General features: G+C 66.4%; 21 protein-coding genes and 1 pseudogene. 15 read left to right on the top strand and 7 right to left on the bottom strand.

From position 1 onward, the window contains the following. Positions 1 to 24: 24 nt before the first annotated feature. Together AC5592_RS25870 and AC5592_RS25875 are read right to left on the bottom strand one after the other, a co-directional pair. Positions 25 to 1,494, bottom strand: a complete 1,470-nt coding sequence (locus AC5592_RS25870) for an MFS transporter (protein ID WP_063065691.1) — start codon at positions 1,492 to 1,494, stop codon at positions 25 to 27. A gap of 485 nt (positions 1,495 to 1,979) precedes the next feature. After that, complete coding sequence (locus AC5592_RS25875) at positions 1,980 to 2,939, bottom strand: alpha/beta hydrolase (RefSeq protein ID WP_063065692.1); 960 nt, start codon at positions 2,937 to 2,939, stop codon at positions 1,980 to 1,982. Positions 2,940 to 3,095: 156 nt separating this feature from the next. Between AC5592_RS25875 and AC5592_RS25880 the strand changes: the two genes are divergently transcribed. From AC5592_RS25880 to AC5592_RS25890, 3 genes are read left to right on the top strand one after another with little or no spacing between them, the layout of a single operon-like run. After that, entirely contained in the window at positions 3,096 to 3,761 is a 666-nt protein-coding gene (locus AC5592_RS25880) for a hypothetical protein (RefSeq protein WP_063065693.1), read from the top strand. Then, complete coding sequence (locus AC5592_RS25885; protein WP_036498884.1) at positions 3,754 to 5,121, top strand: glutamine synthetase family protein; 1,368 nt, start codon at positions 3,754 to 3,756, stop codon at positions 5,119 to 5,121. Before AC5592_RS25880 ends, AC5592_RS25885 begins: the two co-directional genes overlap by 8 nt. Then, on the top strand, positions 5,118 to 5,909 hold the full coding sequence (locus AC5592_RS25890; RefSeq protein ID WP_036498886.1) for a gamma-glutamyl-gamma-aminobutyrate hydrolase family protein: 792 nt from the start codon (positions 5,118 to 5,120) through the stop codon (positions 5,907 to 5,909). The genes AC5592_RS25885 and AC5592_RS25890 overlap by 4 nt, the downstream gene beginning before the upstream one ends. A 151-nt stretch (positions 5,910 to 6,060) precedes the next feature. Here the strand turns inward: AC5592_RS25890 and AC5592_RS25895 are convergent, their stop codons facing one another. Continuing rightward, the gene (locus tag AC5592_RS25895; RefSeq protein WP_063065694.1) at positions 6,061 to 6,741 is read right to left on the bottom strand and encodes a TetR/AcrR family transcriptional regulator; all 681 of its coding nucleotides are present in this window, start codon (positions 6,739 to 6,741) and stop codon (positions 6,061 to 6,063) included. A gap of 177 nt (positions 6,742 to 6,918) precedes the next feature. Here AC5592_RS25895 and AC5592_RS25900 point away from each other — a divergent pair, with 177 nt between their 5' ends. The 6 genes from AC5592_RS25900 to AC5592_RS25925 all read left to right on the top strand — a co-directional run bounded on the left by AC5592_RS25900 (position 6,919) and on the right by AC5592_RS25925 (position 14,441). After that, positions 6,919 to 8,541, top strand: a complete 1,623-nt coding sequence (locus tag AC5592_RS25900; protein WP_232329554.1) for a class I adenylate-forming enzyme family protein — start codon at positions 6,919 to 6,921, stop codon at positions 8,539 to 8,541. After that, on the top strand, positions 8,538 to 9,356 hold the full coding sequence (locus AC5592_RS25905) for an enoyl-CoA hydratase/isomerase family protein (protein ID WP_036498896.1): 819 nt from the start codon (positions 8,538 to 8,540) through the stop codon (positions 9,354 to 9,356). The genes AC5592_RS25900 and AC5592_RS25905 overlap by 4 nt, the downstream gene beginning before the upstream one ends. After that, positions 9,353 to 10,450, top strand: coding sequence for a Zn-dependent alcohol dehydrogenase (locus AC5592_RS25910; protein ID WP_036498899.1), 1,098 nt, complete (start codon positions 9,353 to 9,355; stop codon positions 10,448 to 10,450). Before AC5592_RS25905 ends, AC5592_RS25910 begins: the two co-directional genes overlap by 4 nt. Before the next feature lie 56 nt (positions 10,451 to 10,506). Continuing rightward, the gene (locus AC5592_RS25915) at positions 10,507 to 11,970 is read left to right on the top strand and encodes an aldehyde dehydrogenase family protein (RefSeq protein ID WP_063065695.1); all 1,464 of its coding nucleotides are present in this window, start codon (positions 10,507 to 10,509) and stop codon (positions 11,968 to 11,970) included. Between the two features lie 57 nt (positions 11,971 to 12,027). Next, a complete protein-coding gene (locus AC5592_RS25920) occupies positions 12,028 to 12,729 on the top strand; it encodes a TetR/AcrR family transcriptional regulator (protein WP_157122201.1) in 702 nt (233 codons plus the stop codon). Positions 12,730 to 12,863: 134 nt separating this feature from the next. Further along, complete coding sequence (locus AC5592_RS25925) at positions 12,864 to 14,441, top strand: long-chain fatty acid--CoA ligase (protein WP_232329555.1); 1,578 nt, start codon at positions 12,864 to 12,866, stop codon at positions 14,439 to 14,441. Positions 14,442 to 14,545: 104 nt separating this feature from the next. On the opposite strand, the gene AC5592_RS25930 is transcribed toward AC5592_RS25925, so the two are convergent. Further along, complete coding sequence (locus AC5592_RS25930; RefSeq protein ID WP_063065698.1) at positions 14,546 to 15,286, bottom strand: DUF8020 domain-containing protein; 741 nt, start codon at positions 15,284 to 15,286, stop codon at positions 14,546 to 14,548. 1,007 nt (positions 15,287 to 16,293) lie between these two features. On the opposite strand from AC5592_RS25930, the gene AC5592_RS25935 reads away from it, so the two are divergent. From AC5592_RS25935 to AC5592_RS25955, 5 genes are read left to right on the top strand one after another with little or no spacing between them, the layout of a single operon-like run. Continuing rightward, positions 16,294 to 17,955, top strand: a complete 1,662-nt coding sequence (locus AC5592_RS25935) for a flavin-containing monooxygenase (RefSeq protein ID WP_063065700.1) — start codon at positions 16,294 to 16,296, stop codon at positions 17,953 to 17,955. Beyond that, positions 17,952 to 18,326, top strand: a complete 375-nt coding sequence (locus AC5592_RS25940) for a hotdog domain-containing protein (protein ID WP_036498913.1) — start codon at positions 17,952 to 17,954, stop codon at positions 18,324 to 18,326. Before AC5592_RS25935 ends, AC5592_RS25940 begins: the two co-directional genes overlap by 4 nt. Positions 18,327 to 18,331: 5 nt before the next feature. Further along, entirely contained in the window at positions 18,332 to 19,630 is a 1,299-nt protein-coding gene (locus AC5592_RS25945; protein ID WP_063065708.1) for an NAD(P)/FAD-dependent oxidoreductase, read from the top strand. A gap of 49 nt (positions 19,631 to 19,679) precedes the next feature. Continuing rightward, positions 19,680 to 20,381, top strand: a complete 702-nt coding sequence (locus tag AC5592_RS25950; protein WP_063065701.1) for a hypothetical protein — start codon at positions 19,680 to 19,682, stop codon at positions 20,379 to 20,381. 44 nt (positions 20,382 to 20,425) lie between these two features. After that, the gene (locus AC5592_RS25955) at positions 20,426 to 21,868 is read left to right on the top strand and encodes a flavin monoamine oxidase family protein (protein WP_063065702.1); all 1,443 of its coding nucleotides are present in this window, start codon (positions 20,426 to 20,428) and stop codon (positions 21,866 to 21,868) included. On the opposite strand, the gene AC5592_RS25960 is transcribed toward AC5592_RS25955, so the two are convergent. After that, entirely contained in the window at positions 21,813 to 22,151 is a 339-nt protein-coding gene (locus tag AC5592_RS25960; protein WP_036498921.1) for a hypothetical protein, read from the bottom strand. The two genes, AC5592_RS25955 and AC5592_RS25960, sit on opposite strands and share 56 nt — an antisense overlap. 212 nt (positions 22,152 to 22,363) lie before the next feature. Next, the gene (locus tag AC5592_RS25965; RefSeq protein ID WP_084507152.1) at positions 22,364 to 22,777 is read right to left on the bottom strand and encodes a DUF1214 domain-containing protein; all 414 of its coding nucleotides are present in this window, start codon (positions 22,775 to 22,777) and stop codon (positions 22,364 to 22,366) included. Here AC5592_RS25965 and AC5592_RS25970 point away from each other — a divergent pair. Next, complete coding sequence (locus tag AC5592_RS25970; RefSeq protein ID WP_036499003.1) at positions 22,703 to 23,065, top strand: nuclear transport factor 2 family protein; 363 nt, start codon at positions 22,703 to 22,705, stop codon at positions 23,063 to 23,065. The two genes, AC5592_RS25965 and AC5592_RS25970, sit on opposite strands and share 75 nt — an antisense overlap. Before the next feature lie 48 nt (positions 23,066 to 23,113). Here AC5592_RS25970 and AC5592_RS25975 read toward each other — a convergent pair. Next, positions 23,114 to 23,500 (bottom strand): annotated as a pseudogene (locus AC5592_RS25975) (acyl-CoA dehydrogenase C-terminal domain-containing protein); the annotation flags it as partial. Positions 23,501 to 23,889 lie beyond the last annotated feature (389 nt).

A 23,889-nucleotide genomic window follows, 5' to 3' on the forward strand; every position in this document is an offset into this window, starting at 1 on the left:
TTCGTTCGGCTGGCTTCAGCTGGATCAGGACACGGCGACTGCGGCGCGCCGGCGAGAACGTGCGCGTGAGATCAGCACCGTCGCCAGGACACCTGCGGCCAGGACGGCGGAAATCCAGTAGCTCGTGCCGTACAAGCCCTTGTCGGCGACCGTGATGTCCGTGCCCGGAACGTGGACGACCGAGGCACTGAGAACACCGGTGATCAACGCGGTGCCGAAGGCGAAGCCGACAGCCATGGAGGTACCGGCTGCGCCGGCGGCCATTCCGGCCTTCTCTTCGGGAACTGCTATCTGCACGACGGTGAAGCCCGCGGCATATCCCATGCTGCATCCGAGCCCGATGACGCCGGCCCCCACGAGGTTCTGCCACGCGTGGTCGTGGGCGAGTGCCAGCCAGGCCAGGCCGGCGACACAGACGAGTGCTCCCACCACGAAGACGCGGGACGCGTGTCCCTTGGCGATCGGGCCCTCGGCGATGCGGCCTCCGACCCGGAACAGCACAGCGAAGGGCACCATCAGCAACCCCGTTTGCAGCGCGGAGAGTCCGAGCCCATACGCGTCCGAGGGCTGCAGGGAATCGGGATCGATCTGGCTGTAGGTGCTGAGCAGCAACAGGAACGCCGCGTTCACTGCCGCGAACAACGCGATCGCCACGCTCGCCGCGGTGACGAACGGCGATTTCAGCATGGCGACATCGAAGACGGCCGCCGACGACTTGCGCTCGACGCGTACCCACAGTGCGGCAGCGACGATACCGCCGATCAGTGGAATGAGAGCCCCGGCGCCCCAGACCAAGCCCTGGGTCAAAGCGAGCAGCAGCGCCGCGACCCAGCCGATCATCCACACCGTTCCGAGCGCGCCGATCCGGCCGGTGGGCTCCGCGGGCGGGGCGTGCGGAATCACGACGAACGAGATGACCGTCGTCGCGGCGAAGGCGGCGGTGAGGACGCAGAAGAAGCTACGGAGCGACAGGTATTCGACGATCAGGCCGCCGCCGATCATGCCCACGACGATGCCGAGGCCGGTGGCGACGACCAGAACCTTGACCGCGGTCGCGACCCCGTTGTCGGCCAGATTCCGCCGGAGAAATCCCAAGGGCAGCAGTTGGGCGGCCCCGCCGATTCCCATGAGCGCGGCCCCGATGAGCAGGGCCGGGTAGGAATCTCCGACGGCGGGGACGAACGCTCCCAGCGTGAGGCATCCGGCGGCGAATACGGTCGCGTTGCGGTCGCCGAAGACGTCGGCCAGGCGTGGCAGCAGGATGAAACCCGCCCCGCCGCCGAGGGTGAGCACGGTGTAGATCCAGGTGGTCTCGGAAACCGTGGCGAGACCGTACTGCGCCTGAATGATCGGCAGCAGCGGCGGCAGGACGAAGATGATCGCATTGGTCAGGGTGACCAGCAGGGCGCCGACTCCGATCAGCACCCCTCTCGGCGGCGCGCCACCAGCGCTCGAATCCCGGCCTGCGCCGGTCGTTTCATTGATTTCGGTCATTGTCGTTCTCCATAGAAATCGGCGGTCTGATCCGCGCATTCGCGGGAAGCTGCCGCGCCGAGTTGTGATCCGCGCCATAGACTAGGAGGTATGTAGTCATATGATCAAGGTATTTGACCAACTCTTTGCAATAGAGAATCTGGGATCGACGCGTAAATAGGCTTCTAGCTGCAACAACAAGAGTTGATCAAATGAACGACTCAAGATTAAATCGGCGTTGCTTCCGAGTGGCAGAAAGTGGCGCTCTGGCGGAGAACGGCAGCGATCCTGCTGGGTCCGGCGGTTCGCGTCGGTCCTTGCGACGTTGCCGAGGTGCCGCCTGCCGGACCGGTATCGGGCGCGCTCTGAAAAATTCGGGAGATGTTGTATAACAACAGCTTCAACGATTCGGAGGCGTGCGCATCACGCTGATGCGCACGCCTCCGAATCGCGGACGGGGTCGTCCGGTCAGCCGCTCGATGGGATCGGCTCGGGCCGCTCCGGCGTCACCGACGGACGAGCCGGCGCAGATAAGCGCATACGTCCTCGATCGCCTGCTCGGTCTTGGCGAATACGCCCACTTCGGTGAAGAAGCCGTGGAACACCCCCGCGTAGCGCGTGGTCACCACGGCGACGCCGGTCCGATCCAGACGTGCGGCGTACGCCTCCGCGTCGTCGCGGATCGGGTCCACTTCCGCGGTGAGGATCAACGCGGGGGGCAGCCCGTGCAGCGACTCCGCGCGGATCGGCGCCGCAAGAGGGTCGGCACGGTCCTGATAGTCGGGTCCCCGGTACTGCTCGATGAGCCATTTGGAATCCGCACTGGTCAGAAGCGGTGCATCGGCGAACTCCGTCCAGGATGGCGCGGTAAAGGAGTCGTCGACCGGCGGATACGCGAGCACCTGCGCCATCGGCAGCGGGAGCTCGCCGTCGCGAAGCGCGAGGCAGAGTCCGGCTGCGAGAGCGCCGCCCGCCGAATCGCCGCCCACCGCGATGCGGTCGTAGTCGATCGCCAGATCGCGAGCGTGCTCGCGGAGCCACAGATATGCGTCGACACAGTCCTCGAGCGCGGCCGGATACGGATTTTCCGGTGCGAGCCGATACTCCAGCGAGACGACCACGAAACCCGAGCGAGCCGCGATGGCCCGGCAGAGCTCGTCGACGCCGTCGAGGGTGCCGAGGATGAACCCGCCGCCGTGCATGTAGAGCAGAGCGGGAGGGTCCGACTCGACTGTGGCCCGATAGAGCCGGGCCCTCAAAGTTCCTGCGCGGGAAGATATCTCGATGTTCTCAACCTGGTCGATCGCCGTGAGGGGATGTTCGCGCGGCCGCGTCGCGAGCAGTTCGCGCGCGGTGGCGGGCCCCAGTTCGCGGAGTGGCTTCGGGAGCGCCCTCGCGATAGCTTGCGCGGCCGCCTGCGCGTCCGCGTCCAGCAAATCCCAGTACGCGGGTGTCGGTGTAAGCATCGGCGATCCTCTTCGAGTTGTTGACAACGAGTGACGTATGCCTCACGATCATAGTCACGTGACCCAGACAACTGACTATGACGGTTGCGTTCTCACTCGAGGTCTGCTGCTGCCGCGCGCGCCACACGATCTCGCGTAGTCGAAAGGACACCGAAGATGACCGAAACCACGATCGACCGCGTGGTGCCCAGCGCCGGCGCGGCCGCAGGCATCGACATACGGATCGAGGACGATGCCACGCCGATCGTCCGGCTGATCGGCCGGACACTGCGCGATTCCGCACGCGCCGGCCATGCGCTGTCGGCGCTGCGACGGACCGCGGCGACGGTGGCGATCCGCTCACACGACACGCCCCAGTCCGCGACGATCGCTTTCGGCGACGGTGTTGTCGAGGTGTCCAGCGGTGTGTTCACCGAACCCGATGCCACCCTCACCGTCGACCTGAATGCTAGGTTCGCCGCGATCGGCGATCCGGTGGGTGATCAGGATCTGGTTGCCGACGTCTCGGCCGCACTGACGCCGCCGCTGCCCGATTGGCGCGCGGCCGCCGAGCACTTCTGGACGGTATCGCGCTCGGTGCCGGGCGTTCCGGACATGCTCATCGCTGTCACCGAGGGGCCCGAGGGAGTGGAGCAGATCGTCTGCGGCGAGGGGGAGACCCACTACGTGATCGCCGGTGCGCCGGAGACGCTGGCCGGCGTGTTCTCCGGTGTGGACGATCTGTTCGCGACCTTGGCCACCGGTGCCCTCGGAATTCAAGGCACCCTCTCTCAACTGTCGGTCATGATCGGCGCATCCTGGAAGGCTCGTTTCGATGTCTGAAATCACCATCGCCACTTCGGAATTCGGCGTCCGCGGCTCCGACGTCCGCGCCGTGCGGCTGGAGGCCACCAATCACGAGGGGTGTTTCCTCGGCAAGAATGTCTCGCCGAAGAAGTTCGACGCGAGCGCGGCGTCGGGATTCAATTTCGCCGACCTGCTGTTCGGACTCGACCTCGGCAACGCTCCCAGCATGGGCTTCGCCTATCCGGGCTGGCGTGGGCACCTCGACGACGTCAGCTTCAAACCGGATATGTCGACGCTGGTCGAGTGGGAACCGGGACTGCAGTCGGTGATCGGCGACTACTGGCTGAAGGACGGCACACCGGTTCCGATCTGCCCGCGCAACCTGGTACGAAAGATGGTCGATCGGCTGGCGACCCTCGGGTACACCGCGACCATCGCGGTCGAGATCGAAACGACCCTGTTCTCGGAGTCGATCGACGAGGCTCGGGCGCGTGGCTACCGCGACCTCACTCCGCTCGGCGGATCCGCCGGCACCGCATACCATCTCGCGAAGTCGAAAGACTGGATCGACTACATGACGGCGGTGTCGCGGCGCCTCGACGAGCTGGGCATCGAGTGGGAGGCCTGGAGCGACGAGGACGCGGCCGGGCAGGTGGAGCTCAACCTGGTACCGGGCGATCCGATCGGGGTCTGTGATGCGTGGGCGCGCACCCGTCAGGTGATGCGCGAGGTCGCGTTCGAGCAGGGGCGCTCGGTCACGTTCATGGCCAAGCCGACCGCGGGCTACGGGCAGGCGTCGCACATCAATCTCTCGCTGCAGCGCGACGGCGTGAACGCGTTCTACGCCGAAGACGGGCCTTCGGAGACGATGCGCCACGCCATCGGTGGTCTGATCGCGACGCTGGAGGGCAACACCTCGATCGTGTTGCCGCAGATCACTTCCTACCGCCGGCTGGTGGATCTCAGTGGTCCGCCGGTCACCGTCAGCTGGGGCATCAGCAACAAGACCACCGCCGTCCGGGCGGTGTGCGGGCACCCGTCCTACTCTCGGCTCGAGTACCGCCTCCCGGGTGCGGACGCGAACCTCTATCTCGCTACCGCGGGCGTGCTGGCCGGTGTGATCGCCGGCCTCGAACGCGAGATCGAGCCGCCGGATCCGGTGTCGGATATGGCCTGGTGCATGCCGCCCGGCATCAAGCGACTGCCCGACACCATCACCAAGGCGGCCGAAGCGCTCGACGCCGACCCCCTTCTGCGGGAGCTGCTGGGCGACGAGTTCGTCGACTACTGGATCGGCACCCGCCGGTGGGAGTGGATGCAGTTCCACACCGGCGGAGGTGACCCGTTCGCCGAACTCTCGGAATGGGAGTCCGCACGCTACTTCGAGTTCCCGTGACCGCGGTGCGTGACTTCTCGACCGCCGCACGGCCGCTGATCGGCATCACGGGCAGGCGGTTCCGGCTGGGACTGGTGGACGGGTTGGACCACCGGTACGCGGACCGCCTCACCGACGCTTTCATGTCCGACTTCTCGGACCGGATCGCGCGGGCCGGCGGGATTCCGGTGATGCTGCCCTACGACGCGGACCCGGCCGCAGTGTGCCAGTGGTTGAGCGGGGTGGTCATCACCGGCGGTCAGGACGTTCATCCCGGTTGCTGGGGTGGTGATCCGACTGTGGTGCGTGCGATCGATGCGCGATCGGATCCGATGGTGCACGACCGGGAGCGGGACGCGTACGAGATCGCGCTCGTGCGCGCGGCCATCGACACCGATACGCCGGTGCTCGGAGTGTGCCGCGGCCTGCAGGTTCTGAATGTCGCGCGGGGCGGCACGCTGATCGCGGATCTCCCGGCGGGCCCGGTGCGGCATCTGTCGGAGCGGGCCGCGCTCACCGACGGTACACCTGATCATGTGGTGTCGTTCGCGCCCGGATCCGTTGCGCAGACGCTGTTCGGGGACCGCGCGGTGACCAACTCGTGGCATCATCAGGCTGTCGACGTGTGTGGCGAGGGTCTGGTCGTCACGGGCCGGACCGCGGACGGCGTGGTCGAGGCGATCGAGCTTCCCGGTGCTCCCGTGCTGGGGGTCCAGTGGCATCCGGAGTGGATGGAACGCGACGACCGAGCTTTGAGTTGGGTCGTCGACGAAGCGGCGGAACGTCTGTGCGCCGGCCACGGCCTGTAAGAAGGCGCCCGTATGTCCACGGCCGGATGAGATCTGTTCTGCGGCAAGGGAATTCTGGCCGGTGCCGCCTCTCGCGGTACCGGCCCGATCCATTGCCCGGGAACGATGCGGGTTCGGCGGTTGTCGAGCGATACGACGAATCTCGGTTCGCTCAGCCGACATTCACCCAGGAGACCAACGAGCTCATTCCGGTCTTCGGCTGGACCGTGGGTCCGGGTGTCGGCTGCGCGGCCGAGACCGGTGATACCAGTTTCGTGGCCAGCCACGCGTCGAGCACGGCGATGCTCATGGCCACCTGCCGGGCAGCCTCCTCGCGGTCGCCGAAGGTGAGCCAGTTCAGCGCGAACCCGTCGGACAGCGCGGCGACGATGTAGCTGACTTCATCGATCGCTTCGGTCGGCAGCATCCCGTCGCTGTTCGCCTTGTCGAGAATGGAACGCAGGACGGCGAAGGCTTGCTTGTAGACGATGCCCGCCGGGTTTCCGTCCTGGCGTTGTGCCCAGCTGATGAGCTCGATGGTCGCGGCCGCGAAGGCCGCCGCCTCGAGATACCAGCTCATCACGCCGCGCAGGAGTTCCCGGGCGGTGGTCGGTACGTCGCCGTGGACATCGCTACGAGCGATGACCTCCTGGTACTCGGCGGCCACTCGCTCGAAGACGGCCGCGAACAGGAGCTCCTTCGAGGCGAAGCAATAGTGCAGCGTCGCCAGCGGAGCGCCGGCCTGTTCGGCGATGCGGCGGGTGGTCGCGCCGTCGACACCGTGGGTCGCGATCACCTGAATGGCCGCGTTGACGAGGTCGGTACGTCGTTCAGCCGCAGGGATCCGTGCCACTGCTGCCTCCTGAAATAGTTGGGCGAATGATCAAGTCTAACTCGACAATATCACCGATCATGATCGCTCTCCGGTGGCTCGGAAAGGGCTGTGCGGCGAGAAGTGAGTCATTTGGCTTGATCAAATGACTATGATCGCGCTAACGTTATGGCCGGCATCACATCGCAAGGAGAAACCGTGAACGCAATCGAATCGACCCGGGACGTGGTCCGTCGGCCGGCGGTCGCCCGCGACCACATAGGGGACGATCCGGCGTCGGCCACGTTGATCGACCTCTTGTCGACGTGTGCTCGGACGTCGCCGGATCGAGAGTTCCTCCGCTTCGGGGACGAGTCGTGGACGTTCGGCCGGATCGACGCGTGGACGTCGCGCCTGGCGCATCGGCTCATCGAGGTCGACGGCATCGCGCCCGGTGACCGCGTAGCGATCATGCTGCCCAATGTCGTGCACTGGCCGGTGGTCTGGCTGGCGACATTGAAGGCAGGCGCGGTGGCGGTCCCGGTGAACTCCTCGTACCGCAGGGCCGACCTGACCTTCGTACTGCGTGATTCGGGTGCTCGCGTCGTCTTCTCGGAAGGCGAAAAGCTGAGCCTGCTCGGCGAAGTGACGCAGGACGAGGACGATCTGTCCGGCGTCCGCATCGTCGATATCGCCGCGGACGGCTCCGAGGATTTTCCCGACCGTGCGCCCGATGTCCGGCTTGCCGGCGACACCCTCGCGAACCTGCAATACACCTCCGGAACAACCGGGTTTCCCAAGGCATGCATGCTGACCCACGACTACTGGGTCCGGCTGGGCTGGATCTGCGCGGCGGCCGCCGGTCTGCACGCCGACGACGTGCTGCTCACCGCGCAGCCGTTCTCCTACATCGATCCGCAGTGGAACACCGCTGTGGCGCTGACGATCGGCGCGCCGCTGGTCGTATTGCCGCGATTCTCGGCGTCGGGGTTCTTCGCCGACGTCCGGCGTCATCGCGCCACCTTCACCTATGTCCTCGGCGCCATGCCCACCCTGCTGCTCAAACAGCCGCCCAGCCCCGACGACCTGGACAACGACCTGCGGCTGATCATGTGCTCGGGAATTCCGGCGGGACTGCATCGGCAGCTGGAAAAGCGTTGGGGCGCGCCTTGGCGGGAGATCTACGGGATGACCGAGTCGGGCGCCGACCTGGTGAGCTATCCGGAAGACACCGGCGATGTGGGAAGCGGAAACCTCGGACAGCCGGTACCGACGAAGCGGGCCCGCGTGGTGAACGCGGAGGGCGCCGACCTTCCGGATGGCGAGCCCGGCGAGCTGGTCCTTTCGGGCAAGCCGATGATGGTCGGCTACTGGAACCGTGCCGAGGCCACCGGACGCACGCTGCGCGACGGCTGGTTGCACACCGGCGATGTGGCCGTGCGCCGGCCCGATGGCCGCTATCAGCTCGTCGGCCGGATCAAGGACATGGTTCGGCGGGGCGGGGAGAACATCGCGAGCGCCGAAGTCGAGGCCGTCCTGGAAAAGGACGGGTCGGTGGTCTCCGCGGCGGTCCTCGGCGTACCCGACGAGACATTCGGTGAAGAGGTCAAGGCCTACATTCGGCTCACCGCCGGCGTTCCGGCCGAGCGCTCGACCGCCGAGCGGATCATCCAGCGAGCGCGTAATGAGCTGGCGCGCTTCAAAGTTCCGCGCTATGTCGAATTCGTCGACGACTTTCCGCGGACGCCGTCCGAGCGAGTGTCGAAGCCGGCTCTCGCGGCGCGCGCCGCCGACAACCCCGGGATCACCTACGACCTGCGCGAGAACGGGCAGCGCGGATGAGCGCCCCCGCGACCCATCACCTCGACACCCGGATCGAACGGAATGTCGCGGTCCTGACTCTGCGCCGCCCGGAGAAGCTGAACGCGATGAACGTCGCCACCCGGCTGCGGCTGGCGAGTGCGATCCGGGAATTCGGGACGGGCGACCGCGTGCGCGGAATCGTCCTGACCGGGGAGGGGCGTGCGTTCTCCGCCGGGGAAGATCTGCAGACACCCCCCGCGTCGTACGCGGAGTTCCGGGCGGCCTTCGAGACGTTCCACGACATCACCCGGGCGATCGTGGAAACCCGAGTTCCCGTGCTCGCGGCGGTGAACGGCATCGCCGTCGGCGGCGCTTCCGAGATCACCCTGTGCTGCGATGCCCGGATCGGGACCCCCGCGACCGAGTACTTCCAGCCGGAGAACGGCCGCGGGATCACCATCTCGAACGCGTCGAGCGTGCTGCTCACCCGCCTGGTGCGCAACCACGCGATGCGCATGGTTCTCGGATCGCCGCGGATCGGCGCCGACGAGGCGTTGCGGATCGGGCTCCTCGACGAGATCGTCGCGCCCGGCCGACTGCTCGACCGTGCGATCGATGTGGTGGTGCAGTGGACGCCGGAACACAACACGACCGCGCTCCATCTCGCCCTGTTGCGACCGGCGCTCGAGGAGATCGAGTCGGCCTTCGCCCGCGAGGACGTCGCTGCTCGAAAGTCTTGGGAGAGCGGCATTTTCAGCTCAGGTGTCGCGAATTTCCGGTCCGGGCAGCGAGATCGGGGCCGCGACGACGCACACCCTCATGCGCATCAGCACAACGGATTGGACAGGTCATGATCAACACAGAAGCCGCGGTGCTCACCGCGATCGGCGAACCGCTCGAGATCACCACGATTCAGGTGGACGATCCGGAGCCGAACGAGGTCCGGGTGGCGGTCTCGAACGTCGGTTTGTGTCACAGCGATCTGCACTACATGACCGGAACGGTGCCGACCGATCTCCCGGTGGTCGTGGGCCATGAGGTGGCGGGCGTGGTCGAGGCCGTCGGTTCGGCCGTGACCGGACTGCGGCCGGGTGACCGGGTCGTGGCCGCCCTCACGCCGTCGTGCGGACGCTGCGTCAATTGCGAAGCGGGCCGGTCGACACAGTGTCAGCGTGTCGACGAGATCCGTCGCCGCCCCCGGCCCGCCTACCGGCTGCCCGACGGACGGCCGGTCGAGCGGCTCGGGGATATCGGCGCATTCTCGCGGCACATCCTGATGCGTGAGAACGCGCTGGTGAAGATGCCCGACGAGGTGTCGCTGCAGGTGGGATGCCTGCTGTCGTGCTGCGTCATCACCGGCGTCGGGGCGGTGTTCCGCGGGGCGCAGGTGCGGCCGGGAAGCACGGTCGCGGTAGTCGGATGCGGCGGAGTCGGATCGGCCATCATCCAGGGCGCCAGGCTCGCCGGCGCGTCCGCCGTCGTCGCCATCGATCTCGACGATGCCCGGCTGGCGGCAGCGCGCGGTTACGGCGCGACGCATGTGGTCAACGGCGGCGTCGACGATGTGGCCGCCGAGATCCGGAAGGTGCTGGGTGACGGTGTCGACTACTCCTTCGAGGCCGTGGGGTCGGCCCGCACCGCCGCCACGGCGCTGGCGGTGCTGCGGCCGACCGGTACCGCATGCCTGGTGGGCATCGCGCCGGACGGCACCGAACTGAGCGTGCCCGCGTCGGACTTCTTCTTCGGCGAGAAGCGTCTGATCGGGTCGTACATGGGCTCCGGGCAGGTGCGTCACGACATCACGCAGCTCGCGCAGCTGTATCTGCAGGGGCGGTTGCTGCTCGACGAGATGGTGACGCAGGTGATCCCGTTCGGCGAGATCAACAAGGGTTTCGAGGCGATGCGGTCCGGCGACGTGACCCGCGTCGTGGTCGATCTGGAGCAGTGACGACGGCCTGGACGCCGTTGCGTCAGGCCGAATCCCGAAGGTAGAGGTGTTATCGAATGACGAATCCGACCGTGGCGATCCCGGAACCGGTCAACTACATCGCCGACAGCTGGGTCGAGTGCGACACGATCGCGGGCGAATGGAACGTCGACCCCAATACGCGTGAGCAGCTGCACCGAGCCGTGACGACCAGCGACCGTGATGTCGAACGGGCTCTCGCGTATGCCGAGCGTTCCTACAGCATCGGACGCTGGGACGATGCTGCCGGGCAGGAGCGCGCGGAAATCCTGGAGCGCGTTGCCGATCTCATCGAGGGGCGGGTCGAGGACATCGCGCGCACCGATGCCATGACCAGCGGAGTCCCGATCCGCGACACCCGGAAGTCGGCGGCTTTCCTGCCCGCCCGGATCAGGGCGACAGCCTCGGATCTGCGGACCATTCCCCGGGTGCGGGCCCTTGCCGCGGGCGGCCGCGACGTCCGCCTGTACAAGGTTCCGTGGGGCCCCGCGGCGATCCTCACGCCGTGGAACGGGCCCAGCTTCATTCCCGCGGCCAAGGTGGTGAGTGCGGTGGCGGCCGGATGCCCGGTGATTCTGAAGCCGTCGGAACACGCGCCGAGCAGCGCCCAGCTCATCGTCGAATGCTTCGTCGAAGCCGGATTGCCCAGCGGGGCATTGCAACTCGTGCACGGCCGGGGCGATGTCGGCGCCGCGATCACCGGAGATCGGCGCGTCAAGATCGTGGCCTTCACCGGCGGTCCCGTCGCCGGCCGGGCGATCGCGCGCGCCGCGGCCGAGGATTTCAAGGTCCTCCAATTGGAGCTCGGCGGCAACAACCCGGCGCTGGTCCTCGACGACGCGGACATCGACGTCGCGGCCGACGGCATCTTCGAGGGGATGACCAAGCTGAACGGGCAGTGGTGTGAAGGACCGGGCAAGGTGCTGGCGCATCGCAGCCTGGTTCAACCCCTCGTCGAAGCACTGACCGAGCGGATCGCGAAAATCGCGGTCGGTCATTCGCTGGACGACAGCGTCGGGCTGGGCCCGATCTCGAACGCGCCGCACTTCGCGACCCTGCAGCAGCGGATCGAAGAGCTCCGGGCCAAGGGCGCGCACATTCACCAGCCGGCTCGGCTGCCCGAACTCGGCGGGTTCTTCCTTTCTCCGACCATCGCCACCGGTATCGACGGATCGGAAGCCACTGCGGAACTGTTCGGCCCCGTCGTGTCGGTGCATGCCGTCGATTCCGACGACGAGGCGTTGCGGGTGGCGAACGCGAATCCGTCCGGATTGGACGCCTACGTCTTCGGCGCCGACACCGATCGCGCCATCGACGTCGGCGCGCGAATTCTGTCCGGCGAGGTACGGGTCAACGGCGCAAAGGTCGCCGACCTCGGCGACGACTCCGCACAGAGCTTCTGGGAATCGGCGGGCATCGGTGGTCACGGGCCCGCCGAGTCGGTGCGGGTCTTCTGCGGTGACCGGGTGGTCGGCGTCGATTCACCGGATCTTCCGCTCTGAGCCACGCGCGGTAGAGTCGAGCGAACGAATGGTCGTTCGCTTCGAAGGGATCCCGAATTGGCCACGGCAGCAGGCACAGTGGCCGCCGTCGAGGCGGAAGACGCCGCTGCCCTGGCCCGCATCGGGGCGTTGGTCGAACAGATGGATCGCCGTATCGCGGACGCGACACCGTCGCCCGGCCGATCCGGCACTCGCGAACGCATCCTCGAGGTGGCGATGGAGTTGTTCGCGCAGCGCGGCTTCGAGGCCTGCACGGTGCGGGATCTCGCGGACGCGGTCGGGATCAAACCGCCGGGACTCTACAGCCATTTCCGATCGAAAGAGGCCATTCTCTCCGAGGCGATGCTGCGCGCACTGCGCGGGTTCCTCGCTCGGATATCGGCTGATGGGCAGGCGGGCGACGCCGAAGCCCGCCTCGGCGAGACCATCGGCCGCCACGTCGCCCACCAGCTCGAACATGCGCAACTGGCGCGTGCCCACGACCTGCTGCTGAATTCGCGGGCCACCGAGCGATTCCTCCCCGAAGAAGAGCGCCGGCTGCTGCACGATGCCCGGCGGGCGTACTACGAGCTGGTGCGGGGCCGCATCGCAGCGGTGAGCGGGATCGAGAGCGAAACCACCTTGACCACAACCACATTCGCGGTGACCACACTCTGTGACGGCGTGCTGAACTGGTACCGGCCCGACGGCGCGCTGACCGTAGACGATGTCGCCGAGCACTACTGGCATCTGGTCCGCGGAATGCTGCGAATCGGCTGACGAGCAGCCTCGATCGCTGCTCGAAAGAAGGCCTCGAGATAAACGGAGTGCCCCGAGCAGTTGCTCCGCGGATTGCCGAAGACGATCTGTGACCTGAAAAGAACTGAGAAGCAACAATGTTCAATGCCTTGACGATGGACGATTACCCTCTGACATCGACCTCTGTCGTGGAGCGCGCGCAGCTCTTCCATGACGTGGATGTCATCTCGCGATGTCCCGACGGCAGTCTCACCCGGACGACGATGCAGGCGTGTGCCCAGAAGGCCCGGCGGGTGGCCACAGCTCTGGCCGGCTTGGGCGTCGTAGCCGGTGACCGAGTGGCCACGCTGCTGTGGAACCAGGTCGAGCATCTGGAGATCTACCTGGCGGTGCCGGCCATGGGCGCGGTGGTCCATACCCTCAATCCGCGACTGCATGCCGACGAACTCGCTTTCATCGCCGCGGACGCCGGCGATTCGGTGCTCGTGGTCGACGAAACACTCTTGGGTGTCTTCGAGAGTTTCCGGCACGCGCATCGGTTCACGAATGTGGTCGTAATGACTCACAATGACGATGCGCCGCAAGGGATGTGGGACTACCACGGCCTGGCGGAGGGGGCGGAACCGATGACTTGGCCGGTTCTCGACGAGAAGAGCGCGGCCGCGATGTGCTACACCTCCGGAACGACAGGACGCCCCAAAGGGGTGGTCTACTCGCATCGCGCGTTGGTGCTGCACTCGCTGGCCGCCGCGCTCCCGGACGCGCTCGGGGTATCCGCCCGTGACACGCTGCTTCCGGTGGTGCCCATGTTTCACGCCAACGCGTGGGGGTTGCCGTACGCCGCGGCGATGATCGGTGCTCGCTTGGTCCTCCCGGGGGCACAACTGGACCCGCACAGCATCCTCGATCTGCTGGTCGGAGAACGAGTCACGATGACCGCCGGAGTGCCGACCGTGTGGATGGGCATGCTGGCGGCCCTCGACGCCGAACCGCAGCGGTGGGACCTGACCCGCTTGGATCGGCTGATTGTCGGCGGGGCGGCGGTGTCGCGGGCGCTGCTGGAGGGCTACGACCGGCACGGCCTCCGTGTCATCCAGGCATGGGGTATGACCGAAACAGCGCCGCTGGGGACGGTGAGCCGCCTGCCGGTCGCCCTCGATGACCAGGGCTCGGATGCGCAGTACGAGTACCGGACCCGGCAAGGCACGGCCGTTCCGCTGGTCGAGATCCGCGCGGTCGACGACGCAGGGCGTCCGATCGAATGGGACGACGTTGCGATGGGGGAGTTGGAAATTCGCGGCCCGTGGGTAGCGTCGGCCTACTACAACGGCAGGGGCGGTGAGAGTTTCACCGCCGACAGCTGGTTCCGAACCGGGGACATCGTGCGGATCGACGAACAGGGGTGTATCCGCATCTGTGACCGCGCGAAGGACCTGGTCAAGTCCGGCGGTGAGTGGATTTCGTCCGTGGACCTGGAAAACCTGTTGATGGGCCACCCGGCAGTCGCCGAGGCCGCCGTGATCGCCGTACCCGATGAACGGTGGGGAGAACGCCCCTTGGCGGCCGTCGTGGTCCGGGAGGGGATGTCCGTGGACCCTGGCGAGCTGAGACTCCATCTTTCGGCTCATTACGCCACATGGCAGATACCTGACAGGTTCGAGTTCCTGGCGGAAATTCCCCGTACCGCTACCGGAAAATTCCGCAAAGCCGAACTACGGCAACGTTTTATGTAGCGACATCTCTGCCGTGTGCGCGCCCGATACGACCCACACCGGATTCTGGACGAGCCCTGGGACACTGCCCCTGTGTCCCAGGGCTCGTCGGTGCCGGCTGGGCCTCAGATATCACCGGCCGCGTGCAGCGAGTTGTACATCTGGACCGCGCTGGCGACGCCGACCGGAATTCCCAGCAGCGCCGCGCCGGTCACGCCTCCGATGCCGGCGCCCAGGGAGGCGCCCATGACGCAGCCGAGCGCCGCCGCCGGGGCCGCGATCGGCCCCGTCGGAATGGCGAGGAAGCCGCCGGTCAGCGCGCCGCCCACGCATCCGAGGCCCATGCCGACCACACCGCCCGCGAGCGTTCCGACACCGGTGGCGAGACCGAATTGAACCGCGGCTTGGCCCAACGCCGCGTTGAAGTCGGCGCCCGCGTCGATCTGCCGATTCGGCGTGGAGGTCACCGTCGCGGACGCGGCACCCGGATTGGTGTCGGTGTTCGGTTGCGGCGCAGGGTCACTCGCCGTCACGCTCTGTTGCGGCCGGGCTGCCATCGGCCACTGCGCCGGATCCGTCCCCTGGGTCAGTGGCTGACCGGCGACGACGTCGCCCTGCTGGTCGAGTACCTGAAATTCGGTGCCCCTGGTGGTCAGTGATCCGAACGGCGTAGTGACGAAAACCGAACTGTCGCCGGCGTTCCCACTGTAGTCGACGCCCGGTGCGAGGGTGGTGTGCAGCGATGTGCCGGGCTCGGCCGGCTGCACGGCACCGGGCTGATCCGAGCCGGCGTGGGCCGTTCCGCACGCGAGTCCGACGACCGCGGTCCCGCTCGCGATCGACGCGGCAATTCGTGTGTACTTCATGCGATTTCGCTTTCTCCGGGAATGGCTTCGACGACGGCTCGATGCCCCGCGATGGCGGGATGCCGGTCGAAGGAGGAGCCGCAGGAAGGGCCTGACGAGTGCGATGAATCCTGCGGAACCTTAACGAACATTCGTTAAGGTGAATGAAGTGTGACGGCCGTAACATTCCGTGTCAAGGGATCGGGAAGAATCCCGCTACCGCCAGTGTTCGGTCATCTTCAGTACTTCGGTGGGACCGGACCATCCACACGGAAGCCCGCATCTACCGAGTGTCCCGACAGTTGCGCTGCCATCGGCGTAGTACGTGGCGGTGATGAATGCCTGTGCGGCGTAACCGCATTCGGGGCACGTTCCGAAATGGTCGAGCACTTCTCGCGTCTGTTGCTGGACGACCGACGACGCGGTGCCGCCCATCCGACCGTGATTGCCCATCGCGAAACCTCTCATGTAGCGGGATCGTGGAACAACTGCTCGCAGGGAAGGCGCGGCAGAAGACTCACATCGCAGCGTGCTGTGGAGACCATCTCTATTGCCTCGCAACGCTTCCGGCGCCATTCCGTGAAGAAGGCGACGGCAGCCGTGGGGGCGGCGCGAAAGTCGAAAGCCATACCGCCCAACCAGATTCGAAGCTGCACATCGCGGTCGCGCTGCGGAGGAGCCGCAGAATGCATGGGCGTTCACCTCGCCTCGGGGCGGCGCACCGCGGCCCCGTTCGGGTGATCGTGGCGGCCGGCGTTCGGATACCTCGGAAGCTTGCGTCGGTCGGCGCCCGCCTCGAATTAGCAACATCTCAGTCATATGACTGGGTCGATTGATTTCAGGGTAGAGAACGGAACATCGCAGGTCAACACTGGCTATCGGTCGCTCGACCAGCGGACCTGCTGGTGCGCCGAAAGTGTTTACTTTCCGCCCGCCTCTTGACTGTGACTGGGACCACTGGTCTACTGGCAGCTACTGAGTCATCTGATCGAGTCATTCGACTATTACGGACGAAAGCGGCAATTTCCATGAACTCCACCACCTCGGATGCCGGGGTCGTCGACGTCATCGGCGTCGGTGCCGGCTTCACCGGCCTCTACCTCTCCTACCGGCTCGCCAACGCCGGGTGGACCTTCGCGGGCTTCGAGGCGGGTCCCAGCGTCGGCGGCACCTGGTTCTGGAACACCTACCCCGGTGCCCGCTGCGACGTCGAGAGCATCTACTACTCGTACTCGTTCGACGAGGCGCTCCAGCAGGAATGGACGTGGAGCCAGCGGTTCGCGCCACAGGCGGAGATCCTCAGCTACCTGGAGCATGTCGCCGACCGTTTCGACCTGCGCAAATACTTCACCTTCAACACCCGCGTGATCGGCGCGACGTGGAACGAGGGCGACCGGCTGTGGGAAGTGCGCCTGGACAACGGCGAGACGCGCCGCAGTCGATACCTGATCTCGGGCGCGGGTGGCCTGTCCACCCCGAAGGACTTCGATGTGCCGGGACTCGAGAACTTCACCGGCCTGCGGGTGTCGACCAGCCGATGGAATATCTCGCTCGACGACCTCGCCGGCAAGCGTGTCGCCGTGATCGGCACGGGATCGTCCGGGGTGCAAGCTATTCCGCTGATCGCGGAGGTCGCGGAGCACCTCACGGTGTTCCAGCGCACCCCGAACTATGTGATGCCCGCCCGCAACGCCGAACTGCCCCCCGAGCGGGTAGCCGCCATCAAGCAGGACTACGCCGCGATCCGTGAGGAGTGCCGGCATTCGCCGGGCGGCATCCCCGATCGCCCCGTCTTCGACCGGGCCTTCGATGTCTCGGACGAGGAGCGCCGACGGCGCTACGAGCAGGCGTATGAGCGCAGTGGCTTCCTGGGCGTCGGCGCCGAATTCGTCGACCTGCTCACCGACGCCGAGGCCAACCGGACCGCGTCCGAGTTCATCCACGACAAGATCCGCGAGATCGTGAAGGATCCGGCCACGGCCGAGCTGCTGGTGCCGAAATACCATCCGCTGGGCGCCAAGCGCAGTGTTTTCGGTACCGACTACTACGAGACCTACAACCGGCAGAACGTGTCGTTGGTGTCGCTGCGCGACGAGTCGATCGAGACGATGACCGAGAACGCGATCGTCACCTCGGCCGGCAGCTACGAAGTGGACGCGATCGTGCTGGCCATCGGGTTCGACGCCTTCACCGGCCCGCTGTACGGGCTCAACCTCACCGGAGCCTCCGGCCGGAAGCTCCAGGACGTCTGGCACGACGGCATCCGCTCCTATCTCGGGATCATGGCCGCCGACTTCCCGAATTTCTTCATGGTCGCCGGCCCGCTGAGCCCCGCGTTGGCGAGCAACGTGGTGGTGAGCATCGAGCAAGCCGTCGACTGGATCGCCGACCTCCTCGAGCACGCCCGCGACACCAAGGCCACGACGATCGAAGCCACCGCCGAGGCCGAGCGCGAATGGGTGGACATCACCGAGTGGACCGTCGCTCAGACGCTGTACGCCACCACGGACTCCTGGTATCGCGGGTCCAACATCGACGGCAAGCCCAACACCTTCATGGGCTACGTGGGTGGCGTGGGCAAGTACCGCCGGATGTGCACCGAGATCGCCAAGCGCGGTTACCCGGGTGTCGAGATCGACGGTGAAACGCCGTCCCGCACCATCGGCCCGATCCACCTGAAGATCGCATGAGCAGCGCAATCCATCGGCGCTACGTCGCCTTCTCCGACGCGCACTACGCCGGCAACCTCGTCGACGGCGCCTACGCCTTGAAGCTGTTCGGCGACGTCGGCACGAATCTGTCGATCGAGCTGGACGGCCACGAGGGGCTGTTCGCCGGCTACTCGTCCGTCGAGTTCCTCGCCCCGGTCCGGGGCGGCGACGTCGTCGAGGCCGAAGCGAGTTTGGTGCGAAAGGGAAATCGCAGTCGCACAGTCGACTTCGAGCTGCGCGTGATCTGTCGCGGCTGCGATGACACCGGCCGTGCGGAGGTGCTCGACCCACCCCTGGTCGCGGTGCGCGCTCGCGGCACCGCGGTCATCCCCGCGGACGAATCGAGGTGACGACGATGAAGCTGATCCACGACACCGGGTGGGCCGAACAACCCGACACCGCCGATCGGCCGCTGACCGGTGACATCCGGTGCGACGTGGTCGTCATCGGCGGCGGGGGCGGCGGCATGTCGGCCGCTCTGCGCCTGGCCGAGAAGGGCGTCGACGTGGTGTTGCTCGAGGCGAAGACCCTCGGGTGGGGCGCCACCTCCCGCAACGCCGGGTACATCACCAACTCGGTGGCCGCCGACCCGGAGATGCTGGGCTTCCTGTTGAAGCGGGAACGGCTGCGCGAGCTGTACCGGTACGCCGAGCGGGCGGTGCATTTCGCCGAGAACGCGATCGACCACCACCGGATCGACTGCGACTATCAGCAGGCCGGAATCGTGATGGCCGCGGTGTCCAAGGGGCAGCTGCGCCATGCGCGCCGCAACGCGAAGGTGCTCGCCGCGGCCGGTTCCTCCGGCGAATTCGTCGAGGGCCCCGACGCCGGTCTGCCGGAGGGCTTCCTCGGCGGTATCCGCGAGGGCGTCGGCGGCACGCTCAATCCGGGCAAGTTCGCCCTCGGCCTGCGGGCCGCGACGATCGCGGCGGGCGTGCGCGTGTACGAGCGCACCCCGGCACGCGACATCGACGACACCGGCGACGGGGTCACTGTCGCAACGCCGAGGGGAAAGGTCAGGGCACGCAAGGCGCTGCTGACCACCAACGCCTACAGCAACGGCTTGTCCATCGCGCCCAAGCATCTCGCCGCCCCGGTGTGGACCTCGCTGGTCGAAACCGAACCCGTCGCACCCGAGCGGCTCGACGCCATCGGCTGGACCAGCCGCGCACCGATGGTCACGTTGCACATGATCATCGAGAACTACCGCGTAACACCGAGGGGCACCATCGTATTCGGCACGCGTCGCGTCCAGGTCGGGCGAAACCCGCTGCCGGAGCGCACTCCGGCCCCGAAGGTTGCGGACGACCTCGTCCGCGGCTTCCGCGAGCGGTTCCCCGGTCTGCGTGATGTCGAGCCGCAACGCGCGTGGGGCGGCTGGATCGGCATGAGCTCCACCTGGCTTCCCGCCGCGGGGGAGGCCTCCGGCAACGTGCTCTATTCGCTGGCCTGCAACGGGCACGGTTTCGCGCAGGCGCAATACGTGGGCCACCTGCTGGCAGACCACATCTGCGGCGCGCCGATCCACGAGGACCTGGGCGCGATCTGGCACGGCCGTAAACGCTTCCCGCCCAACTTGGTCAGCGGACCCGCGCTGTATGCGGCCTGGCTCGCCGATCGCGCTGCCGACCGCCTGGCGGCGCTCACGAAATGAAACGGCCATCGCCGCCGGTCGGTCGAGGTCAGCTTCCGAGGAGGAAATCATGTCCATCAGAGAATTGTTGTTCGCGGTGGCGGACATCTGGATGATCGCCGTGGGATACACCTGCGGGATCAAGTTCATCCGCAACCACAAGAACTATCTGCTCGGTATCGAGTGGATGATCGTCGCCACATCGGGGACGAACTTCCTGATCTACGGTCTCATCAAGGCCGGACACGACAGCCCGATGTACCACTTCGCCTACTTCCTCGACGCCTTCTCGAGGTCGGTCGGTATCACGCTGATCCTGGTCCTGGGACTGATGAAGGTCACCCACCGGTACAAGCCGTCGGTGGCGGTGGACATCGGCGCCTTCGCCCTCGCCGCCGTGGTGGGCTTCGTCCTCAGCAGCTTCGCCGAGCAGATCGGCACGCCGGGCAAGATCTTCTACATCGTGGTCAACGTACTCACCACGATCTTCCTGATCTACTTCGTGGCGCGCCTGTGGAACATCGGCGAGCGCGGTCACGCCGTGTGGGCCGGGATCGCCACGGCCTGTGGGTTCGTGATCGCCGCGATCTACGACTTCGTCCACATCCCCGGCGACGACTCCGAGCACACCATCTTCTATATCTTCGCGCTGTCCACATGGGGCCTGCAGATGTTCACGTACTTCCGCGCCTACCGCGCCTTCGACGCGCACAACAAGCGCGTCGATGCCCAGGCCGTCGGTGCCGGCGCCTCGGTCACCGCTCGACCCTGACCGAATTCGGATCTTCCCTCGAAAGCTCAGAACAAGGAGTCACCATGCAGACCCACAATGTCGTGGAAGAGACCACGGAAGTCGTTGTCATCGGCGCCGGGATGGCGGGATTGACCGCCGCGACCACGCTCGGACGGGACACCGACATGGTCGTCCTCGAGTCCACCGACCGCACCGGCGGGCGAGTCGACACCGTCCGGCAGGGCGACTACTGGATCAACGTCGGCACCCAATTCACCGAGGGCACAGGCACATTGATCGAGGCCCTCGACCGGCACGGAATCGAGATGGGCTCGCTCGCGGGTAAGAGCATCGCGCTGCACCTCAACGGGGGGACGGTCGACACCTCGAATCCCTTCGCGCTGATGTTCCGCACCAAGATGACCATGCTGGACCGGTTCGGCCTGGCCCTCGTCGGTTCGCGCATCCTCGCGGTCACACCGTTCCTCGAATCGGAAAGCCGTGTCGCGCAACGTGTCCGCACACGGCTCGACGCCAAGCTGGCGTCGTATCTGCTGAAGGGTGTGCGCTCGGAGCTGGCCCACACCGTCGTCCGGTCGTGGTCGGCGCAGTGGATGGGATGCGACCTGCACGAGACGGCCGCCACCCAATTCGTGACCTCGGTCGGCATGGCACTGGCCGATCCCGAGAAGATTCCGAACTTCTCGCTGCCCGCCGGTGGCAACCAGACCCTGACCGACGTGCTGACCGAGGATCTCGGTGCCCGGATCAGGCTGAACTCGGTGGTGCAGTCGGTGCGCAACGACGGTGACGGCGTCGTCGTCGACTACCTCGACGGCGATCGCCCGGCCCGGCTGCGGGCCCGGCGTGCGATCGTGACCGCACCCGCCGATGTCAGCGAGCGGATCATCCCGGAACTCCCGCAGCGGTATCGGAATTCGTTCAACGACATCACCTACGGGCGGTACGTGGTCGTCGGCTTCTTCACCGACGAGGTCGGTCCGCAGCGCTGGGACAAGTACTTCGGCATCTCCACGCCACAGCTGTCGTTCCAGGCGGTGTTCAACCACGCCGCGGCGCTGCGCACCGGCAGCGACCGCAAACCGGGCGGCGCGCTCGCGTGTTTCGCGGGTGGCGGCAAGGCCGACGCATTGCTCGATCTGCCCGACGAGGAGATCGTCTCCCGATTCACCGACGATCTGCTCACCGTGTTGCCCGAGCTGGAAGGGAAACTGGGAGAAGGCATTCTGCGCCGGCACCGCCGGGTCGTGCCGTTCTGGGCGCCGGGCCGGCGCACCACCCTCCCGACGTTGCGCGAGCCCTTCGGAAACATCTATTTCGCCGGCGACTACCAGCTCGACCTACCATCGCTCGCGGACGCGGCTACATCCGGCGAAAGCGCGGCGAAAGCGGTAGCGGCGAGTTGTGCTGGGCATGTGCCGGGCGCCTCCGCCCGAAATTCGGCGAATGCTACCGCGAACCCGGGATGCGGCAACGATCGGTCGTCAGTTCCAACTGACCGTTGAGGATGTTCTGGTGGACGAACACCGTGCCGTTGCAGATGTAGGCAAGCTCGCTGTCTCTGGGCTGGATGACCGTCGCTTCCTCGATCCTCCCGCTGGTGGGCGCGCCCGGGTCGGGCTGGCAGTTCAGCCCCGTGATGGCCCTGGTTCCGTCGGGTCCCGTCATACCGGGCCCTTGCTCGCCGATGTCGCAGGTGTAGACCGGCAGCGGACCGGGCTGCTCGGCCGAGGCCGTCGGCGCCCATACGGTCGCCGCCGCCGTGGCGGCGAGGAAGGCTGTGGGCACACGGGTTCTGGCAGAACGAGAAACACGCATTTCCGACCTCCAGGGGTGTCGTACCGATCCGGTCGTGCCGCCACGGAGTTACAAATCTTCCCCATATCTTTCCAATGGGATTACGGGTTGCGCCAACCGCGACACGCCGACCTCATACGGTGCTGCGATCGACTTCTTCGCTCCCGTTCCGTGAACCGCGGAGTCGACGGTCCCGCTGCTCACTATCCGTTACGGGTGACCGGCGGCATTGTGAAGTCGCCGGAGATCACCGCGGGCCCGGGATGGTAGGCGCGGCCGAACAGGATGAAGGCCTTGCCATTCGCGGGAGCGGGCAGCCAGTTGGCTTTCTGTTTGCCGTCCTGCGGTTCCTGCGACTGGATCGAGACATCGATGCTGCGGTCGGAGTTGGGGACCATGTCCGGGGTATCGCCGGCGATGGCGTAGCGGGTGATCGGATCGGGAGTCAGGAATTGTCCGGCGTGACCGACTGGTGGACCACTATCGGCCGTGCGTGACCGGCTTCGGGTGGTGTCTTCGTCCCCGCTGGCAGGATGAGAACCATGGAGAAGGATTTGCGGGATGCCGAACGGCGACTTCAGAACGCGCAGCTGGCTGGGGATGTCCAGGCGCTGGATGAGTTACTCGATGATCGGTTGATCTTCACGCTCGGTGCCGACACGTTCACCAAGACCGATGATCTCGAGCTGCACCGCACCAAGACTCAGATTGTGACCAAGCTCGAGGAAGAACAGCTGACTGTGCTGGTGGAAGGGACAACCGGGGTCACGTGGTTCCTCGGCCTCGTCGAGGGAAGCGTGCACGGGTCACCATTCGCGGCCAGGATGCGATACACCCGCACCTGGGCGCACGACGACTCGCGTGGTTGGCGGGTCGTTGCCGCTCACGCCTCCGCGGTCGAGTAATCCGCCACCGCAGACGATATCGTCATCGGCGATTGGGGCTTGCTCGGGTCAGTCGGCGGATTCGTGCGCTCCCGGTTCCGGCGAGCGCACGAATCGCCGTGGGGCAGAAGGCGGTTCGTCGAGGTCCATCACTGTCGTGTCCGTTCCGGATACCACCGCGAGTTCGGCGGTGACGTGGGGGAGTACGACGTTGGCGAAGAACGAGGCTACGGCGATCTTGCCAGCGTAGAAGGTGGTGTTCTGCCCAGCTTTGATTGCGGTGAGTGCGATTTCGGCGGCGACGATGAGGCGCCAGGCCATCAGTAAATCGCCGACGGCGAGCAGGAACCGCACAGCGTTCAGGCCGATTTTGTACACCTCGTGCGCATTGAGGTATCCGGTGGACAGTGTCGCGATGGCTTTGGTGCCGACCATTATCCGGGCCTCTTCGATAACCACGCGACCATGATGACTCGGCCGCCGGTCGTGAGATTCATTCGTCGGCGCCAGCGGCAGGGCGCGCAGAGGTATCCGTCCCTGTAGGCGACAGGACCGCCCGAATCAGGTATGACGACCAGGGACCCGGATTCGTCGACCTGCAGCCGCAGGCGTTGCGCGGGCTGCCATTCCAGTGCGGTGAACAGGTGCCGGCTCACGACTCGGCCTCCTTCGCCGACGGTCGAGATCGGAAGCGCAGGTCGGGATCGGCTGTCAGGCGGGTAGCGGGTCGCAGGGCCGGGCCATGGACGAGTTCTTGTAGCGGGCCTTGGTGCGGGATCACCGGTGAGAACACGTGTCAACGGCCAGTAGTTCGTCCCCGCAGGCGGCCAACGTTTGTCCCCGTT

Origin of the sequence: Nocardia violaceofusca NBRC 14427 (assembly GCF_963869435.1) — a bacterium.
Classification (GTDB): domain Bacteria; phylum Actinomycetota; class Actinomycetes; order Mycobacteriales; family Mycobacteriaceae; genus Nocardia; species Nocardia aobensis.

Excerpts from the sequence above, each read along its gene's own strand:
- AC5592_RS25870 (WP_063065691.1), bottom strand. The coding sequence starts at position 1,494 with ATGACCGAAATCAATGAAACGACCGGCGCAGGCCGGGATTCGAGCGCT.
- AC5592_RS25875 (WP_063065692.1), bottom strand. The coding sequence starts at position 2,939 with ATGCTTACACCGACACCCGCGTACTGGGATTTGCTGGACGCGGACGCG.
- AC5592_RS25880 (WP_063065693.1), top strand. The coding sequence starts at position 3,096 with ATGACCGAAACCACGATCGACCGCGTGGTGCCCAGCGCCGGCGCGGCC.
- AC5592_RS25885 (WP_036498884.1), top strand. The coding sequence starts at position 3,754 with ATGTCTGAAATCACCATCGCCACTTCGGAATTCGGCGTCCGCGGCTCC.
- AC5592_RS25905 (WP_036498896.1), top strand. The coding sequence starts at position 8,538 with ATGAGCGCCCCCGCGACCCATCACCTCGACACCCGGATCGAACGGAAT.
- AC5592_RS25910 (WP_036498899.1), top strand. The coding sequence starts at position 9,353 with ATGATCAACACAGAAGCCGCGGTGCTCACCGCGATCGGCGAACCGCTC.
- AC5592_RS25915 (WP_063065695.1), top strand. The coding sequence starts at position 10,507 with ATGACGAATCCGACCGTGGCGATCCCGGAACCGGTCAACTACATCGCC.
- AC5592_RS25925 (WP_232329555.1), top strand. The coding sequence starts at position 12,864 with ATGGACGATTACCCTCTGACATCGACCTCTGTCGTGGAGCGCGCGCAG.
- AC5592_RS25930 (WP_063065698.1), bottom strand. The coding sequence starts at position 15,286 with ATGAAGTACACACGAATTGCCGCGTCGATCGCGAGCGGGACCGCGGTC.
- AC5592_RS25935 (WP_063065700.1), top strand. The coding sequence starts at position 16,294 with ATGAACTCCACCACCTCGGATGCCGGGGTCGTCGACGTCATCGGCGTC.
- AC5592_RS25940 (WP_036498913.1), top strand. The coding sequence starts at position 17,952 with ATGAGCAGCGCAATCCATCGGCGCTACGTCGCCTTCTCCGACGCGCAC.
- AC5592_RS25945 (WP_063065708.1), top strand. The coding sequence starts at position 18,332 with ATGAAGCTGATCCACGACACCGGGTGGGCCGAACAACCCGACACCGCC.
- AC5592_RS25950 (WP_063065701.1), top strand. The coding sequence starts at position 19,680 with ATGTCCATCAGAGAATTGTTGTTCGCGGTGGCGGACATCTGGATGATC.
- AC5592_RS25955 (WP_063065702.1), top strand. The coding sequence starts at position 20,426 with ATGCAGACCCACAATGTCGTGGAAGAGACCACGGAAGTCGTTGTCATC.
- AC5592_RS25970 (WP_036499003.1), top strand. The coding sequence starts at position 22,703 with ATGGAGAAGGATTTGCGGGATGCCGAACGGCGACTTCAGAACGCGCAG.